Below are 15105 nucleotides of genomic sequence, written 5' to 3' on the forward strand. Positions count from 1 at the left end.
AATCAGTCAGGCCGCCTCGCGAAGCGTTCTCGCCGCTGCAACCATATTCCTCAGAGCCGGAATCACCTCTTCCCAGCCGCGCGTCTTCAATCCGCAGTCCGGATTGACCCAGAGGCGCTCGGCAGGAATGCGTTCCGCCGCCTTGCGCATCAATTGCACGATATGCTCCTGGCTCGGGATGTTCGGAGAGTGGATGTCGTAGACACCCGGGCCGATTTCGTTCGGATAGTTGAAATGATCGAACGCTTCGAGCAGTTCCATGTCGGAACGGGAAGTCTCGATCGTGATCACGTCCGCATCCATGTCGGCGATCGACGCGATGATGTCGTTGAACTCCGAGTAGCACATATGCGTATGGATCTGGGTTTCATCCTGCACGCCGTTCGCCGTGATGCGGAAAGACTCCACCGCCCATTGCAGATAATCGTTCCACTGCGAACGACGCAGCGGCAAACCCTCACGCAACGCGGCTTCGTCGATCTGGATGACGCGCACGCCAGCCCTCTCCAGGTCAAGCACCTCCTCCCGCATCGCCAGCGCCAACTGGTAGCAGGACACCGATCTCGGTTGGTCGTCGCGGACGAATGACCAGTTCAGGATGGTGACTGGCCCGGTCAGCATGCCCTTCATCGGCTTGTCGGTCAGCGACTGCGCATACCTTGTCCAGTCCACGGTCATGGGGTTCGGGCGGCTGATGTCGCCGAACAGGATAGGCGGCTTCACGCAGCGGGAACCATAGGACTGCACCCAGCCGAACTGGCTGAATGCGTAACCGTCGAGCTGTTCGCCGAAGTATTCGACCATGTCGTTGCGTTCTGCTTCGCCATGCACAAAAACGTCGAGGCCGAGTGCTTCCTGCTCACGCACGCAACGCGCGATCTCTGCCTCCATTGCGGCTTTGTACGCCGTTTCGTCCAGTTCGCCTTGCTTGCGCCGGTTCCTCGCCTGCCGGATCTCGGCCGTTTGCGGGAATGAACCGATGGTCGTCGTCGGGTAAGCCGGCAGCTTCAGCAAGGCGGCCTGCTTCGCTGCGCGCAATTCGTATGCGACGGCGCGCTTTCCCATCGCGGCATCAATCCCGGCGACTGCTGCCTTGACCGCGGGATTGTGCACGCGGCTGGAGATGCGCCGCCTTTCAATTGCCGCATTGTTCGCGACAAGCGCTTCCTGCACCGACACGCGCCCCTTGTTCAAGGCCTTGGCCAGAATCTGCAACTCATCCAGCTTCTGCCTGGCGAATGCGAGCCAGGAGCTGATTTCACCATCCAGTTTTTGTTCGCTGTCCAGATCGACCGGCACATGCAACAGGGAGCAGGACGGCGCAATCCACAAGCGGTTGAGCAAGGCCGCATGAAGCGGCTCCAGCCATTGGAGCGTCGCATGCAGGTCGGTCTTCCAGATATTGCGGCCATTGATCACCCCCAGCGACAGCACTTTATCCGCCGGCAGTTGCCGTACGGCCTGATCCACTTCTTCGCGGGCGTTAATGGCGTCGATATGCAGTCCTTGCACCGGCAGCTTGCAAGCCAACGCCAGGTTGTCCTGCAATTGGCCAAAATACGTGGCCAACAGCAGCTTCACCTTGCTATTCCCCAGCGCCTCATAGGCAGTGACAAATGCGCGCTGCCAGTCAGAGTTCAATTCCGTCACCAGCGCCGGTTCGTCAATCTGCACCCACTCGATACCTTGCTCGGCCAACCGCTCCAGCAACGCCGCGTAAACCGGCAGCAAGCGCGGCAGCAACGCCAGCTTGTCGGAACCATCCTTGGCCTTTCCCAGCCACAGATAGGTCACTGGCCCGATGATGACCGATTTGGCATTCACGCCAAGCTGACGCGTCTGATCGATCTGGTCCAGCAAGCGAGATGCGTCGAGAGAGAATTCCGTCCCGGCGGTAAACTCCGGCACGATGTAGTGATAATTCGTATCGAACCACTTGGTCATCTCGCCCGCGTGGACGCAACCGCAGCCGGAATCCTTTGCGGAACGGCCGCGGGCGACACGGAAATAATTGTCGAGCACGTTTCCTTCGAGATTGCGTACGCGTTCAGGGATATTGCCCAGCGTGAAGCTCATGTCGAGGACCTGGTCGTAGAACGAAAAATCGCCGACCGGGACGAAATCCAGCGTCGCCTGATCTTGCCAATGCAGTTGACGCAGTTGCGCGCCTGCCGCTACCAGCTCATCCCGCGACCACAGCCCTTTCCAATAATTCTCCAGTGCGAATTTCAATTCGCGCTTTGCGCCGATACGAGGGAAACCAAGATTGTGTGTCGTCACCATGATGAATCGCTCCTGATATGAATGGCGCTCATCATAGAATTTTCAATCAATGAAAAAAAGTGGCATTATTTCATTGATCCATTACTTTCATTCATAGGATTATTGATGCTTGAGCGTATCCACCTGGCCGTAATCCGGGAAGTTGACCGGCAAGGCTCACTGACGGCCGCCGCCGATGTGTTATGCCTGACGCAATCGGCGCTCAGCCATACGATCAAGAAAGTGGAGCAGCAACTGGGCGTTCTTGTCTGGAAAAGAGAGGGACGCAATCTGCGCCTCACCCAGGCGGGACAATACCTGCTGGGCCTGTCCAACCGGCTGCTGCCGCAACTGGAACATGCGGAGCAGATCATGCAGCAATATGCGGAAGGCCAGCGCGGGTCCTTGCGGATCGGCATGGAATGCCATCCGTGTTACCAGTGGCTGCTGAAAGTGGTATCTCCTTTCCTCGCCAAGTGGCCGGACGTAGATCTGGACGTCAAGCAGAAATTTCAATTTGGCGGCATCGGCGCCCTGTTCGGGTATGAAATCGACATTCTTGTCACGCCGGACCCGTTGCCCAGGCCGGGGCTGTGCTTCGAGCCGGTCTTCGACTATGAACAAGTGCTGGTCGTGGGCCGGCATCATCACCTGGCTGGACAAGCCTATATCCAGCCGAAGCAGCTCGCAGAAGAAGTTCTTATCACCTATCCCGTCGAGATCGAGCGGCTGGATATTTACAGCCAGTTCCTGTTACCCGCCGGCTGCATGCCCAGGAAACGCAAGGTGATCGAAACGACCGATATCATGCTGCAGATGGTGGCAAGCGGCCGGGGCGTGGCAGCCTTGCCGGGCTGGCTGGCTGCTGAATATGCCGGGAAAGCGGCCATCGCCTCGGTTCGGCTGGGACGGCAGGGCATCGCCAAACATATATTTCTGGGGACGCGCGACACCGATGCCGATATCGACTATATGAGATCGTTCATCGAACTGGCGCGCCATTCAGGCCAGGCGTTTCAATCTGCCGGCCAGGATGCGTAACTGGCGAGGCTCACCTCTTGCCGATCCGATCCCCCTTCCTTCGCCCTCCACCGATAGCGCCGGATCCCGCCGCAGCGAGGATCCGGCGAAAGGTCGGGCACTCCATATGGCTGGGCGCCTTGCAGGCAGCGGCGTGCCGCAAGCCGTCACGCATCGCGCTCAGCTTGCGGATCGTCCTGTCCAGCTCCTCCGCCTTGGCAGCGAGCAACTGCCGGTCGATATCCGGCTTGCCGTCCGGCGCAAACATGTGCGCGATCTCATCGAGCGAAAAACCGGCCGCGCGCCCCAGCGCGATCAGTGCCAGCCTTTCCAGGACGCCGGAATCGAACACTCGTCGCAGGCCACGCCTCCCGATGGAGACAATCAACCCCTTTTCTTCGTAGTAACGCAACGTCGATGCCGGCACGCCGGACTCCCGCGCCACCTCGGTGATATCCATGTGCATTTTCCCCTTGACCTCAAGTTGACTTGAACTTGCACAATACAGCTTCCGGTACTTGAAAGCCACAAAAGGAGAAGATCATGGATGCCATGCAACAGACCGTCAGCGAACAAGCGAAGCTGTGGAACGGCCCCTCGGGACTGGCCTGGGTCGAGGCGCAAGCTGTGCTCGACCGGATGTTCCAACCGTTCGAGGACATGCTCGTCGAAGCAATTTCCGCGGTAAGCGGCAGGCGGGTGCTGGATATCGGTTGCGGCACCGGCAGCACCACGATCGCGGCCGCCCGGAAGCTCGGTCCGAAGGGCAACTGTGTCGGCATCGACATTTCCGAGCCGATGATCGCCAGCGCGAGGACGCGTGCGGAACGGGATGGTGTTCCGGCAAGTTTCATTTGCGCCGATGCGCAGACCTGTGCCTTCGAGGCCGCGAGCTTCGACACGATCATTTCACGCTTTGGCGTCATGTTCTTCGACGATCCCGTCCGCGCCTTTGCGAACCTGCGGCGTGCAGCAAGCGAGGGCGCAGAACTCCGGTTCGCCGCGTGGCGAAGCGCAGCGGAAAACCCCTTCATGACGACGGCCGAGCGCGCCGCGGCGCCGCTCCTGCCCAAGCTTCCCGCCCGCCGGCCGGGTGCGCCCGGACAGTTCGCGTTCGCGGATCCGGACAAGGTTCAGCGCATCCTGGCGGAGAGCGGCTGGACCGCGATCGACATCCAGCCGATCGATGTGGCCTGCACTTTCCCCGAGGCGGAGTTGGTGTCTTACCTGAGCCTGCTCGGTCCCGTCGGACTGGCGCTGCGGGAGGCGGATGAACGGACGCGCACGCGGGTCATCGAAACAGTCCGTGCCGCCTTTGAACCCTATGTGCATGGATCGGAAGTCCGCTACACCGCGGCATGCTGGATGGTGACCGCCGTGTCGCCCCTGGCGGAGGAGCGGAAAAATGTCTGAGCTTGCGGAATATTTGGTGCTGGCACTGCCGATCGGAGCGGGTGCAACGGCGGTGATGGATATCTGGACGCTTGTCCGCAAGCGCCTGTTCGCCATTCCTTTACCCGACTATGGCCTGGTGGGCCGCTGGCTCGCCTATCTGCCGCGCGGACGTTTTCGTCATGAACCCATTTCCGCCACCCTGCCCGTTCGCGGCGAGCGTTTGATCGGATGGACAGCCCATTATTTGACCGGCACCGCGTTCGCGGCCCTGCTGCTCGGCGCCTGGGGAATCGAATGGGCGCGCCAGCCGACGATCGGTCCCGCGCTGATCGTCGGGCTCGGCACCGTGGCGGCCCCCTTCCTGCTGATGCAGCCGGGCATGGGGTCCGGTATCGCCGCCAGTCGCACGCCACGTCCTAACGCGGCGCGCTTCAACAGCATCGTCACGCATGCGATCTTCGGATTCGGACTCTACCTTACTGGATCGGTGGCGAGCTTGCTTCTTCAAGAATGACTGAAGACATGTTGTTTCCTCTTGTTGTATGGTTCTGTCGACCATTTTCATCATGGCCATGCAAGTACGGCCTGCGCACAAGGCAGGCCGTCCGGGCAGCAACAGATAACGTGAACCTATTCCGGCTTGCCATCCACGCGGCGGGGAATGCCCAGCGCGTTGCCGTCCTGCAGTGCGGGCGGCAGCAAGGCTTGCGGCAAGTCCTGATAGCAGACCGGACGCAGGAAGCGCGCGATGGCCAGGCTGCCCACCGAGGTCGATCGTCCGTCCGCCGTGGAGGGATACGGCCCGCCGTGCACCATCGCATGGCAGACTTCCACCCCGGTCCCGAAGCCGTTCACCAGGATGCGTCCGACCTTGCGTTCCAGCACAGGCAGGAAACGGCGTGCCGCCGGGTGGTCTTCCTCGTCGATGTGCATTGCGGCAGTCAGTTGCCCTTCCAGCGCATCCACCACTTCGCGCATGGCGGCCTCGCCAGGGCAGCGCACGATGAGCGAAGCCGCGCCGAACATTTCTTCCTGCAGATCGTGGTTGCGGAGGAAGTCCTGCGAGGACGTGGAGAAGATCGCGGCCTGGTACTGGTAGCGTCCGCCTGACTGGCCGCGCGCAACGGTGTCCACCTTCGGATGCTGTCCCATCCTCTCGGCTGCGGAGGCGAAGGCATCATGAATCCCGGGCGTCAGCATCGTTGCAGCCGCTGTTTCGGCAACGGCCTTTCCGGCAGCCGCAACGAAGTCATCCAGCGCAGGGCCTTCGATGCCCAGCACCAGTCCCGGGTTGGTACAGAACTGGCCGGCGCCGAGCGTGAGCGAAGCAACGAAAGCCTTCGCAATGTCCTGCCCTCGCCTTTCCAGTGCGTTCGGGAAAAGCAGGACGGGATTGATGCTGCTCATTTCCGCATACACCGGAATCGGTTCGGGACGCGACGCCGCGGCATGCATCAATGCCGTGCCGCCACGGCGCGAGCCGGTAAATCCGACCGCCTTGATGCGCGGGTCCGTAACCAGTTTCTGTCCGAGCTCGTAACCGCTGACAAACAGCAGCGAGAACGTCCCTTCCGGCATGCCGCAAGTCTTGACCGCCGCCTGGATGGCGCGGCCCACCAGCTCCGATGTCCCGGGGTGCGCGGAATGCGCCTTGACGATCACCGGGCAGCCGGCCGCAAGCGCGGATGCGGTATCGCCGCCGGCGACGGAGAACGCGAGCGGGAAATTGCTCGCACCGAAGACCGCAACAGGGCCGAGTGCGATCTGGCGCAGGCGCAGGTCCGAACGCGGCAGGGGCAGGCGTGCAGGCTGCGCCGGATCGATGCGCGCATCGAGGTAGGCGCCGTCGCGCACCACGCCGGCGAACAGGCGCAGCTGGTTGACCGTGCGCATGCGTTCGCCTTCGATGCGCGGACGCGGCAGCCCGGTTTCGGCCATGCAGCGCGTGACCAGGTCGTCGCCGATGTCGAGGATGTTTTGCGCGATCGTTTCGAGGAATGCGGCGCGGGCCGCAGGCGTCGTTTCCCGGTACGCATCGAATGCCTCGCCGGCCAGGGCGCAGGCCAGCGCAATCTGCTCCGCCCCTGCCCCGCCGAATTCCGGCCCGATGGCGTCGCCGGTCTGCGCGTTACGCGCGGTGACGATGCCGCCGGTTCCGCGCACGGCTGTCCCGCCGATCAGTAGTTCACCTAGTATTGCCATGAATGTTTCCAGTTGATGAGGTGGGTTCGCGCTTATTGCGGGCCGAGCTTCTGGATCAGCGCGCGCAGCTCTTCCACTTCCGATGCCTTCAGGTCGGACAGCGGCGGTCGCACCGGACCCGCGCCATGGCCGGCAATCGTCGCGCCCGCCTTGACGATGCTGACCGCATAGCCCTGCGTGCGGTTGCGGATATCCAGGTACGGCAGGAAGAAGTCGCGGATGATGCGGTTGGTGGTCTCGGTGTCGTCGGCCGCATGGGCGTTGTAAAACTCGATCGCCGTGCGCGGAATGAAGTTGAACACGGCCGAGGAATACACCGGCACGCCCATCGCCTTGTAGGCGCCCGCGAAGACTTCCGCCGTCGGCAGGCCGCCGAGATATGCGAAACGTTCGCCCAATTGCTGCCGGATGGCGACCATGGCTTCGATATCGCTGATACCATCCTTGAAGCCGACCAGGTTCGGGCAGCGGTCGGCGAGCTGCTTCAGGGATTCCGGCGTCAGGCGGCAACCGGCGCGGTTATAGACGATGACGCCCAGCTTGACGCTGCGGCACACCGCTTCCACGTGGGCGACCAGGCCTTCCTGGCTCGCTTCGGTGAGGTAATGCGGCAGCAGCAGGACGCCTTGCGCGCCGAGGCGTTCCGCTTCCTGCGCATACTTGATCGCGAGCGTGGTGCCGCCGCCGGCGCCGGCGATGATGGGCATGCGGTTGCGGCAGGTGTCGATGGCGGTCTTGACGACCGCGGAATACTCGCCCGGTTCCAGCGAAAAGAATTCGCCGGTGCCGCCGGCGGCGAACAGCGCGGAGGCGCCGTACGGCATCAGCCATTCAAGGCGCTCGGCGTAACGACCGGGGTTGAATGCGAGTTCGTTGTTGAAGTCGGTCAGCGGGAAGGACAACAGGCCGCTTTCGAGGATGCGTTTCAGTTCTTGAGGGTGCATGGCTTGCCTTTTAACGTAGGTTGATTGCGTGTATTCCCCTGGCCGGCAGGGTGAGCAACATCCTGGCCGGTTGCGCCATCGTGAGAAGGTGGACGGGGATGGGGGGCCGTCGTGCCAGCCCCCGGGGTTATTCGGATGGATCAGTCCAGCGTGATTTTGGCGTCGGCGACGACCTTGCCCCAATGAGCGATTTCCGACTTCATCCAGGCGGAGAATTCTTCCGGCGAAGTGACGTTGGGTTCGGCGCCCTGCGCGGACATCTTTTCCACGACGTCCGGCATCTTCACGATCTTTGCCATCTCCGCATTCAGCTTGGCGATGATCGGCTTGGGCACGCCCGCCGGCGCCATCACGCCCTGCCAGCTGCCGGACACGAAGCCAGGCACGGTCTCGCCGACGGTCGGCACGTCAGGCAACTGCGGCAGGCGCTTCTTGCTGGAGACCGCGAGCAGGCGGATCTTGCCGGTCTTCACATGGGGATACGTGGCCACCATGCCGTTCATGGTTGCATCGATCTGGCCGCTGATGAGGTCGGTCATGGCCTGTGCGCCGCCCTTGTACGGGATGTAACCCCAATCCGCTCCGGTGCGCTGCGCGAACAGCACGCCTGCGAGGTGCGCTGCGCTGCCCGTACCGGCTGCTGCGGCGAAATTGAGCTTACCCTTGGTCGCTTTCGAATGCGCGACCAGCTCGGCGGTGGTTTTCACCGGAAGCGAGGAACTGGTGACGAGCAGGTGCGGCGAGTAGGCGAGCATCCCGACCGGCGTCAGGTTCACCATCGGGTTGAACGGCAGTTTCGGATACAAGCTCGGGCTGATCGTCAGGTTGCCCATGTCCATCAGGAGCAGCGTGTAGCCGTCGGGTTCGGCCTTCGCGACCAGGTCCGCGCCGATGTTGCCGTTGGCGCCGGGACGGTTATCGACGATCACCGGTTGGCCCCAGGCCTCGGTCAGTTTCTGCCCGACCATGCGGGCCAGCACGTCGGATGTACCGCCGGCCGGGAACGGCACGACGATCTTGATCGGCTTGCCGGGGTAGTTGGCGGGCGCGCTTTGCGCGAACGCGGCGGATGCGGCAGTGAAGGTGCAGACAGCGGCGATCGCTGCAAGGGTGAATCTCTTCATTGATGTCTCCTGAATTGGTTGAATTGCAGTTCGTTGTAATTGTTCAGATCAGTGGCGTGACCAGCTCCTTCGTCGAGAAATACGACCGGAGATTGGTCAGCACGAGGTCTCCCATCGCACGCCGTGTTTCTTCCGTGCCGCCAGCGACGGCTCGTAGCGGTACGACACCTGTGCCGGGCCGCGATTGGTGTAGGCGACATCCATGTCGAATCCGGCTGCGCGCTTCGCGATGGCCTGCCCGATGCGGCCGAGGCCGACAATGCCGAGCCGCTTTCCGCTCACACGCGAGGCCACCGGAAAACGCCCGTTCGTCCAGTCGCCCCTGCGCACGAAACGATCCGCGGCGGCAATGCCGCGCGCGACGTCTATCAGCAGGCCGAATGCGAGGTCGGCCACGCAGTCGTTCAGCACATCCGGCGTGTACGACACGCGTACGCCTCTTTCCTTCGCAGCTTCAAGATCGAGCTTGTCGAAGCCCACGCCGAAACTTGCAATCACTTCGAGGTTCGGCAGCGCAGCCATCAGTTCCGCGCTCGCGCCGACCGGCGCCGCAGTCACCAGTCCAGAGAAGCGCGCGCCGTGCTGCGCAAGGAATTCCTGTGGCGCTGTCTTGCTCCACAACCCGTGCACATCGAATTCCTCGGCGAGCCTCGACTCGAGTGCGGGCAGCAATCTGCCGTTCTGCAGGATCTGTTTTCTCATCGGGGCTGTGATCAATCTGTGATGCCTGTTGCAAGTGATGAAAGTGTAGTGAATGGAACGATATTAGTCTAAGCTAGATACTGAATTGATTGATTCAGGATTTATATCGATGTTCGAACTCTTTCAGCTACGCTGCTTCGTCACCCTTGCCGAGGAATTGCATTTCGGGCGGGCGGCGGCACGGCTTTTCATGACGCAACCGCCGCTGAGCCGCCAGATCCAGCTGCTGGAGCATGCACTCTCAGTCAAGCTGCTTGAACGGACCAGCCGCTCGGTGCGGCTGACGGCTGCCGGCCAGGTGTTTTACCGGGATGCGCAGTCGATTCTCCGCCACGCGGAACAGGCGGCGGTGCTGGCAAGCCGGATCGAGAAAGGCGAGGCAGGAAGGGTCACGGTCGGTTTTACCGCCGTGGCGGGCTACGACCTGCTCCCGCGCATCATTTCAGCCGCGCAACAGGCGCTGCCCCATATCGACATCGTGCTCAAGGAGCTGGTATCGAAGGAGCAGCTGGAGGGCCTGGGTTCGGGGGCGATCGATATCGGCTTCGTCCGCCCGCTGGTCAACGACAAATCCATCGAGCAGCGCCTGCTGATGCGCGATCCGCTGGTGCTTGCCCTGCATGCCGACCACAGGCTGGCGCGGAAAAAGACCGTCCAGCCGGAAGACCTGCAGGATGAACCGTTCATCATGTACGCGCCGCACGAGGGAAAGTATTTCTACGATCTCGTCGTCGGCCTGTTCGCGTCATCCCGGATCCAGACCCGCCACGTACAGCATATCGGCCAGACGCACACCATCCTCGCCCTGGTCAGGGGCGGCGTCGGCCTGGCCATCGTGCCTGCGTCGGCCATGAACCTGCCCTTCCGGGATGTGGTGTTCAAGCCGGTGTGGCAGTCGAATATCTTTGCCGAGCTGAACCTGGCGTGGCGGGCAGACCATAACAATCCCGCGGTGGATACGATGACCGGCTTCGTATTGGCCCATTTCCAGTCGGGCGCATCGGGCAAACGGAAGAGCAATGCCGCTGATCCGCGCGGCCTGTGAACAGCAGCGCGCTTGGGCGCAGGCCGGACTGCCTCCGCTGCGCATTTCCGCGAGCCTCTCCCAGCGCCGGTTCTCGCAATCCAGCCTCGTCGAGACGGTCGTCCGACTCCTGGAAGAGACGAACGCCGTGCCGCAACTGCTCGGTCGTCCGGCCGATGCGCGGCAGATTGCCGCGCTCGCTGCATCTTGTGCAACAGAGGCTCGCGCCAGCACGATTAAGGTATTTGCCTTATAGTACCCGGCGATAAGTTCGCGCAACTACGACGTTCACCTGTCCGTATTGCATCTGCGATAACTTCAGCTGGCCATGACAACACCTTTCCCGTCGAACGAACACGAACACACGGCCCTGCGCCGCCTTGCCGATAGCGCCAAAACCATCGTCTGGGAAATGGACTTGTCCGGACGTTTTCTCTACCTCGATCCCGAATCGGCCGCGGTCGTGGATCCCGGGTCGTTCCGTATTGCAGACTGGTTAAGGTTTATCCACCCCGAGGACCAGGTTCGCGCGCGTGCTGTCAACATCACCGCGCGGGAACGGCTCGAGAAATACAGCATCGAGTACCGGCTCGTCGCTTCGGACGGCAGCATCCGCTGGGTGTCGAGCACCGCGGCGCCGCGCTTTTCGCCGGCAGGAGAACTGGTCAGCTTCACCGGCACCATCGTCGACGTCACCGCCCATCATGCGATGCGCGAACTGCTGCTGCGCAGCCAGGCCGAACATCGTCTTGTGACTGAAAACGCGGGAGACATGGTGTCCTATACGGACGCGCAGAACCGGTATGCCTACGTCTCACCCTCGCATGAAGAATTCACCGGGTACAAACCGGAAGAACTCATCGGCCAGCCCGTGTCCCGCTTCCTGCATCCGGATGACCTGGCAAAGGCAGCGATCACCTGGACAAGCCAGCCCGGTTGCCTGATCACCGTCCGCATGAAGCGCAAGGACGGCGCCTGGTTCTGGATCAGCACCAGCACGCGCGCGGTGCGCGATCCGCAAAGCGGCGAGTATCGCGGCATGGTGGCGATCGCCCGGGATATCACCAGGCAGCTGGAAGCCGAGCGGGAACTTGCGCGGAGCGAAGAACGTTTCCGCAGCCTGACGAAACTCTCGACCGACTGGTACTGGGAGCTCGACACGGCCGGGTGCTTCACGTTCGTATCGGAAGGCATCTCCTCGCGCCTTGGCCTGCGTCCCGACGAAGTCCTCGGAACGCACATCATGCATACCGTCCACGATCAGGCCCAGTCCGGCGTGCGCGAGTTTGCCGCCAGGTTTGCCGCGCGCGAGCCCTTCCGCGACCTCGTCGTCGCCGTGTCGCTGAACGGCTACCCGGGAATCGTGCGGCATGTCCGCATTTCCGGCGAACCGTTCTGCGAGGACGGCGTATGCACGGGCTACCGGGGGACGGCGCGCGACGTCACGCGCGAGGTCCGGACCGCCCGTGAACTGCACCGTCTGGCCACGCGCGATTCGCTGACAGACCTGCCGAACCGGGGCGAGATGGCCGCCAGGCTCAATGAGCGCATCCATGACCGGCGCGGCGCACCGCCCCAGGGCGTGTTCTTTATCGACCTCGACCGTTTCAAGGAAGTCAACGATTCCTTCGGTCACCAGTGCGGCGACGCGCTGTTGCAGGAAATCGCCACCCGGATACGCATGACGCTGCGGCCGGAGGACATGCTGGCGCGGCTGGGCGGAGATGAGTTCATCCTGCTCGCCAACTGCCGGCACGGCCGCGCATCTGCGCACCGGATCGCCGAAAAGATCCTCTCAGCATTGTCTAGTCCGATTTATGTCGAAGGACGGGAAATCGCCGCCTCCGCGTCGATCGGCATCAGCATGTTTCCCGACGACGCCGGGTCCAGCAGCGAGCTTTTGTCCTGCGCGGACACGGCGCTCTATCGCGCCAAGGCGGGAGGCGGCGCGCAATACTGCTTCTTCACGCAACGGATGCAGGACGAGAGCCGCCGCCGTCTCGCCCTGATGAACGACATGCACCACGCGATCGAGCGCGAGGAACTGATTCTGCATTTCCAGCCCCGCGTCGGCCTCCGGTCCTTCGTCCTGACCGGGATGGAAGCGCTGGTCCGCTGGCAGCATCCGACCCTCGGCCTGATTCCCCCGCTTGAATTCATCCCCTTGGCCGAGGAAACCGGTTTCATCAACGAGATCGGCACCTGGGTGGTGCGGGAAGCCCTGAGGCAGGCGCGGCTGTGGATCGATCAAGGCGCAAGGCCTTTCCGCGTGTCGGTCAACATCTCGCCACGGCAGCTGCATTCCCCCGGGATCGTCGCGCAGGTGACGGAAGCGCTCGAACTGCACGGGCTGGATGGGTCGATACTCGAATTCGAGATCACCGAAAGCGCGTTGATGACCGACACGGAAGCCGGCATCCAGGCAATGAAGGCGTTGCGGGACATGGGCGTGCGGTTGAGCATCGACGACTTCGGCACCGGCTATTCCTCCCTGTCCTACCTCCGCAAGTTTCCGGTGGATTGCCTGAAGCTGGACCGGTCCTTCCTCGCCCAGGAACACATGCAGAACGTCAATCCGCTGATCCTGGCCGAGTCCATCATCAAGCTCGCCCACGCCCTCGGCCTGAACGTCGTTGCCGAAGGTGTGGAAACGGTGGAACAACTGCGTTTTCTGTCGACGACTTCTTGCGACGAAATCCAGGGGTACGTGGTAAGCAAACCCGTTCCCGCCGAGGAGTTCAGCCGCTTGTTCACGGGGCTCGTCTGCGAGCTTCCCGCCTGCGCCTGCAAGAGCGAACAGCCGTCATAGCGCCACCCCGTTCGGATATCCGAACACCTTCCCCCTTCGCCATTCGGAAATCCGTAGCCCGCCGCACGCCGCAAAAAAGTTTTTCCTCAAAAAATCAGATAGTTGACAGTTTCTCTTCCGATATCCGGCACTGGCATGAAGCCTGCTCAGTAGAAACACACCCGAGCCCGTGACGGTGGTTCCAAGATACCGCCACGGATTTCCTGTATGACTTTCTACTGCCCGGAGACGGCGAAGGACTTCTGAAGATGAAAAGGATCAAACTCACCACATGGATTGGCATCGCCATGGTTGCCGGCATTGCCGTCGGCTACGTGGGCAACTCGCTTGCGCCGAATCCGGCTGCTGCGAAAGAAATCGCCAGCTACTTCTCCATCGTCACGGACATCTTCCTGCGCCTGATCAAGATGATCATTGCGCCGCTGGTCCTCGGCACCCTGGTGGCCGGCCTGGCGAGCATGGGCGACGCCAAGGCGGTCGGCCGCATCGGCGGCAAGGCGCTCGGCTGGTTCATCGCCGCATCGTTCTGCTCCCTCACGATCGGCCTGGTCATGGCCAATGTACTGCGTCCGGGCGATTCCGTAGGCGTGCCGCTGCCGGAAGTCGGCGCCGCCACGAACCTCAAGACTGCGGCGCTCAACCTGAAGGATTTCATCACCCACGTCTTCCCGAAGAGCATCTTCGACGCGATGGCGCATAACGAAATCCTGCAGATCCTCATCTTCTCGCTGTTCTTCGGCGTCGCGCTGGGCCAGATCCACAACAGCACCACGAACAGCCTGGTGAAGGCCACGGAAGACCTGGTCCAGGTCATGCTGAAAGTCACCGACTATGTGATGCGCTTTGCACCGGTCGGCGTGTTCGCCGCCGTCGCCGCCGTCATCACCACCCAGGGCCTCGGCATCCTGGCCGTCTACGGCCGCTACATGGCGAGCTTCTTCCTCGCGCTGGGCGTACTCTGGCTGCTGCTGATCACGGCCGGCTACTGCGTGCTCGGCAAGGACGTGTTCCGCCTGCTCAAGCTGATCCGCGGCCCGATGCTGGTCGGTTTCTCGACCGCCTCCAGCGAATCCGTGTATCCGAAGCTGATGGAACAACTGGAAAAGTTCGGCATCAAGGACAAGGTCACCGGCTTCGTGCTGCCGCTGGGCTATTCCTTCAATCTTGATGGCTCGATGATGTACACCGCGTTCGCCGCGCTGTTCATCTCCCAGGCCTACGACCTGCCGCTGACGCTGGGCCAGCAGATCACCATGCTGCTGGTGCTGATGGTGTCCTCCAAGGGCATCGCCGGCGTGCCGCGCGCATCGCTCGTGGTCGTGGCCGCCGTGCTGCCGATGTTCGGCCTGCCGGAAGCCGGCCTGCTGCTGGTGCTCGGCGTCGACCACTTCCTCGACATGGGCCGCACCGTCACCAACGTGCTGGGCAATGCGATCGCCACCGCCGTCGTGGCCAAGTGGGAAAACGCCATCGACCCGGTCAGCGAGGAAGTCGCGGAAGCGGATGAGATCCTTCCCGAACCCGAACCGGTCGCACTCGTCAAGGCTGCCTGATTCAGCCGGCCCGCCCGGGTTGGATGCGCAACCGGGCGGGTACCCATTCAAGGCATAATTCGGAAATCCG

13 protein-coding genes are annotated in these 15105 nt (G+C 62.3%); 7 read left to right on the forward strand and 6 right to left on the reverse strand.

Annotated elements, in window-relative coordinates; all coding sequences use genetic code 11:
• Nucleotides 1–6: 6 nt before the first annotated feature.
• Nucleotides 7–2283, reverse strand: a complete 2277-nt coding sequence (gene metE, locus AC3WOY_RS00665; RefSeq protein WP_492420323.1) for a 5-methyltetrahydropteroyltriglutamate--homocysteine S-methyltransferase — start codon at nucleotides 2281–2283, stop codon at nucleotides 7–9.
• A gap of 105 nt (nucleotides 2284–2388) precedes the next feature.
• On the opposite strand from metE, the gene AC3WOY_RS00670 reads away from it, so the two are divergent.
• A complete protein-coding gene (locus AC3WOY_RS00670) occupies nucleotides 2389–3303 on the forward strand; it encodes a LysR family transcriptional regulator (protein WP_492429119.1) in 915 nt (304 codons plus the stop codon).
• A gap of 10 nt (nucleotides 3304–3313) precedes the next feature.
• Here AC3WOY_RS00670 and AC3WOY_RS00675 read toward each other — a convergent pair whose 3' ends face one another.
• Nucleotides 3314–3748: a helix-turn-helix domain-containing protein gene (locus tag AC3WOY_RS00675; RefSeq protein ID WP_492420325.1), complete on the reverse strand. Its 435-nt coding sequence runs from the start codon at nucleotides 3746–3748 to the stop codon at nucleotides 3314–3316.
• 77 nt (nucleotides 3749–3825) lie between these two features.
• On the opposite strand from AC3WOY_RS00675, the gene AC3WOY_RS00680 reads away from it, so the two are divergent.
• Both AC3WOY_RS00680 and AC3WOY_RS00685 read left to right on the forward strand, forming a co-directional pair.
• Nucleotides 3826–4695, forward strand: coding sequence for a class I SAM-dependent methyltransferase (locus tag AC3WOY_RS00680; RefSeq protein ID WP_492420327.1), 870 nt, complete (start codon nucleotides 3826–3828; stop codon nucleotides 4693–4695).
• The gene (locus tag AC3WOY_RS00685) at nucleotides 4688–5191 is read left to right on the forward strand and encodes a DUF2938 domain-containing protein (protein ID WP_492420329.1); all 504 of its coding nucleotides are present in this window, start codon (nucleotides 4688–4690) and stop codon (nucleotides 5189–5191) included. Before AC3WOY_RS00680 ends, AC3WOY_RS00685 begins: the two co-directional genes overlap by 8 nt.
• Before the next feature lie 116 nt (nucleotides 5192–5307).
• Here AC3WOY_RS00685 and AC3WOY_RS00690 read toward each other — a convergent pair whose 3' ends face one another.
• The 4 genes from AC3WOY_RS00690 to AC3WOY_RS00705 all read right to left on the reverse strand — a co-directional run bounded on the left by AC3WOY_RS00690 (nucleotide 5308) and on the right by AC3WOY_RS00705 (nucleotide 9649).
• Nucleotides 5308–6879 carry an aldehyde dehydrogenase (NADP(+)) gene (locus tag AC3WOY_RS00690; RefSeq protein WP_492420331.1) on the reverse strand — a complete coding sequence of 524 codons (1572 nt, stop codon included), beginning with the start codon at nucleotides 6877–6879 and terminating at the stop codon, nucleotides 5308–5310.
• 32 nt (nucleotides 6880–6911) lie between these two features.
• Entirely contained in the window at nucleotides 6912–7823 is a 912-nt protein-coding gene (gene kdgD / locus AC3WOY_RS00695; RefSeq protein WP_492420333.1) for a 5-dehydro-4-deoxyglucarate dehydratase, read from the reverse strand.
• A 140-nt stretch (nucleotides 7824–7963) separates the two neighbouring features.
• A complete protein-coding gene (locus AC3WOY_RS00700) occupies nucleotides 7964–8947 on the reverse strand; it encodes a Bug family tripartite tricarboxylate transporter substrate binding protein (RefSeq protein ID WP_492420335.1) in 984 nt (327 codons plus the stop codon).
• 96 nt (nucleotides 8948–9043) lie between these two features.
• A complete protein-coding gene (locus AC3WOY_RS00705; protein ID WP_492420337.1) occupies nucleotides 9044–9649 on the reverse strand; it encodes an NAD(P)-dependent oxidoreductase in 606 nt (201 codons plus the stop codon).
• Nucleotides 9650–9758: 109 nt separating this feature from the next.
• Here AC3WOY_RS00705 and AC3WOY_RS00710 point away from each other — a divergent pair, with 109 nt between their 5' ends.
• From AC3WOY_RS00710 to AC3WOY_RS00725, 4 genes are all read left to right on the forward strand, one after another.
• Entirely contained in the window at nucleotides 9759–10694 is a 936-nt protein-coding gene (locus AC3WOY_RS00710; RefSeq protein ID WP_492420339.1) for a LysR family transcriptional regulator, read from the forward strand.
• Entirely contained in the window at nucleotides 10669–10929 is a 261-nt protein-coding gene (locus AC3WOY_RS00715; protein WP_492420341.1) for a hypothetical protein, read from the forward strand. The genes AC3WOY_RS00710 and AC3WOY_RS00715 overlap by 26 nt, the downstream gene beginning before the upstream one ends.
• Nucleotides 10930–11001: 72 nt before the next feature.
• On the forward strand, nucleotides 11002–13482 hold the full coding sequence (locus tag AC3WOY_RS00720; protein WP_492420343.1) for a sensor domain-containing protein: 2481 nt from the start codon (nucleotides 11002–11004) through the stop codon (nucleotides 13480–13482).
• 248 nt (nucleotides 13483–13730) lie between these two features.
• The gene (locus AC3WOY_RS00725; RefSeq protein WP_492420345.1) at nucleotides 13731–15035 is read left to right on the forward strand and encodes a dicarboxylate/amino acid:cation symporter; all 1305 of its coding nucleotides are present in this window, start codon (nucleotides 13731–13733) and stop codon (nucleotides 15033–15035) included.
• Nucleotides 15036–15105 lie beyond the last annotated feature (70 nt).

Source organism: Noviherbaspirillum sp. FW303-A3, assembly GCF_058788695.1.

Excerpts from the sequence above, each read along its gene's own strand:
- AC3WOY_RS00690 (WP_492420331.1), bottom strand. The coding sequence starts at position 6,879 with ATGGCAATACTAGGTGAACTACTGATCGGCGGGACAGCCGTGCGCGGA.
- AC3WOY_RS00680 (WP_492420327.1), top strand. The coding sequence starts at position 3,826 with ATGGATGCCATGCAACAGACCGTCAGCGAACAAGCGAAGCTGTGGAAC.
- metE (WP_492420323.1), bottom strand. The coding sequence starts at position 2,283 with ATGGTGACGACACACAATCTTGGTTTCCCTCGTATCGGCGCAAAGCGC.
- AC3WOY_RS00720 (WP_492420343.1), top strand. The coding sequence starts at position 11,002 with ATGACAACACCTTTCCCGTCGAACGAACACGAACACACGGCCCTGCGC.
- AC3WOY_RS00700 (WP_492420335.1), bottom strand. The coding sequence starts at position 8,947 with ATGAAGAGATTCACCCTTGCAGCGATCGCCGCTGTCTGCACCTTCACT.
- AC3WOY_RS00705 (WP_492420337.1), bottom strand. The coding sequence starts at position 9,649 with ATGAGAAAACAGATCCTGCAGAACGGCAGATTGCTGCCCGCACTCGAG.
- AC3WOY_RS00715 (WP_492420341.1), top strand. The coding sequence starts at position 10,669 with ATGCCGCTGATCCGCGCGGCCTGTGAACAGCAGCGCGCTTGGGCGCAG.
- kdgD (WP_492420333.1), bottom strand. The coding sequence starts at position 7,823 with ATGCACCCTCAAGAACTGAAACGCATCCTCGAAAGCGGCCTGTTGTCC.
- AC3WOY_RS00725 (WP_492420345.1), top strand. The coding sequence starts at position 13,731 with ATGAAAAGGATCAAACTCACCACATGGATTGGCATCGCCATGGTTGCC.
- AC3WOY_RS00670 (WP_492429119.1), top strand. The coding sequence starts at position 2,389 with ATGCTTGAGCGTATCCACCTGGCCGTAATCCGGGAAGTTGACCGGCAA.
- AC3WOY_RS00710 (WP_492420339.1), top strand. The coding sequence starts at position 9,759 with ATGTTCGAACTCTTTCAGCTACGCTGCTTCGTCACCCTTGCCGAGGAA.
- AC3WOY_RS00685 (WP_492420329.1), top strand. The coding sequence starts at position 4,688 with ATGTCTGAGCTTGCGGAATATTTGGTGCTGGCACTGCCGATCGGAGCG.
- AC3WOY_RS00675 (WP_492420325.1), bottom strand. The coding sequence starts at position 3,748 with ATGCACATGGATATCACCGAGGTGGCGCGGGAGTCCGGCGTGCCGGCA.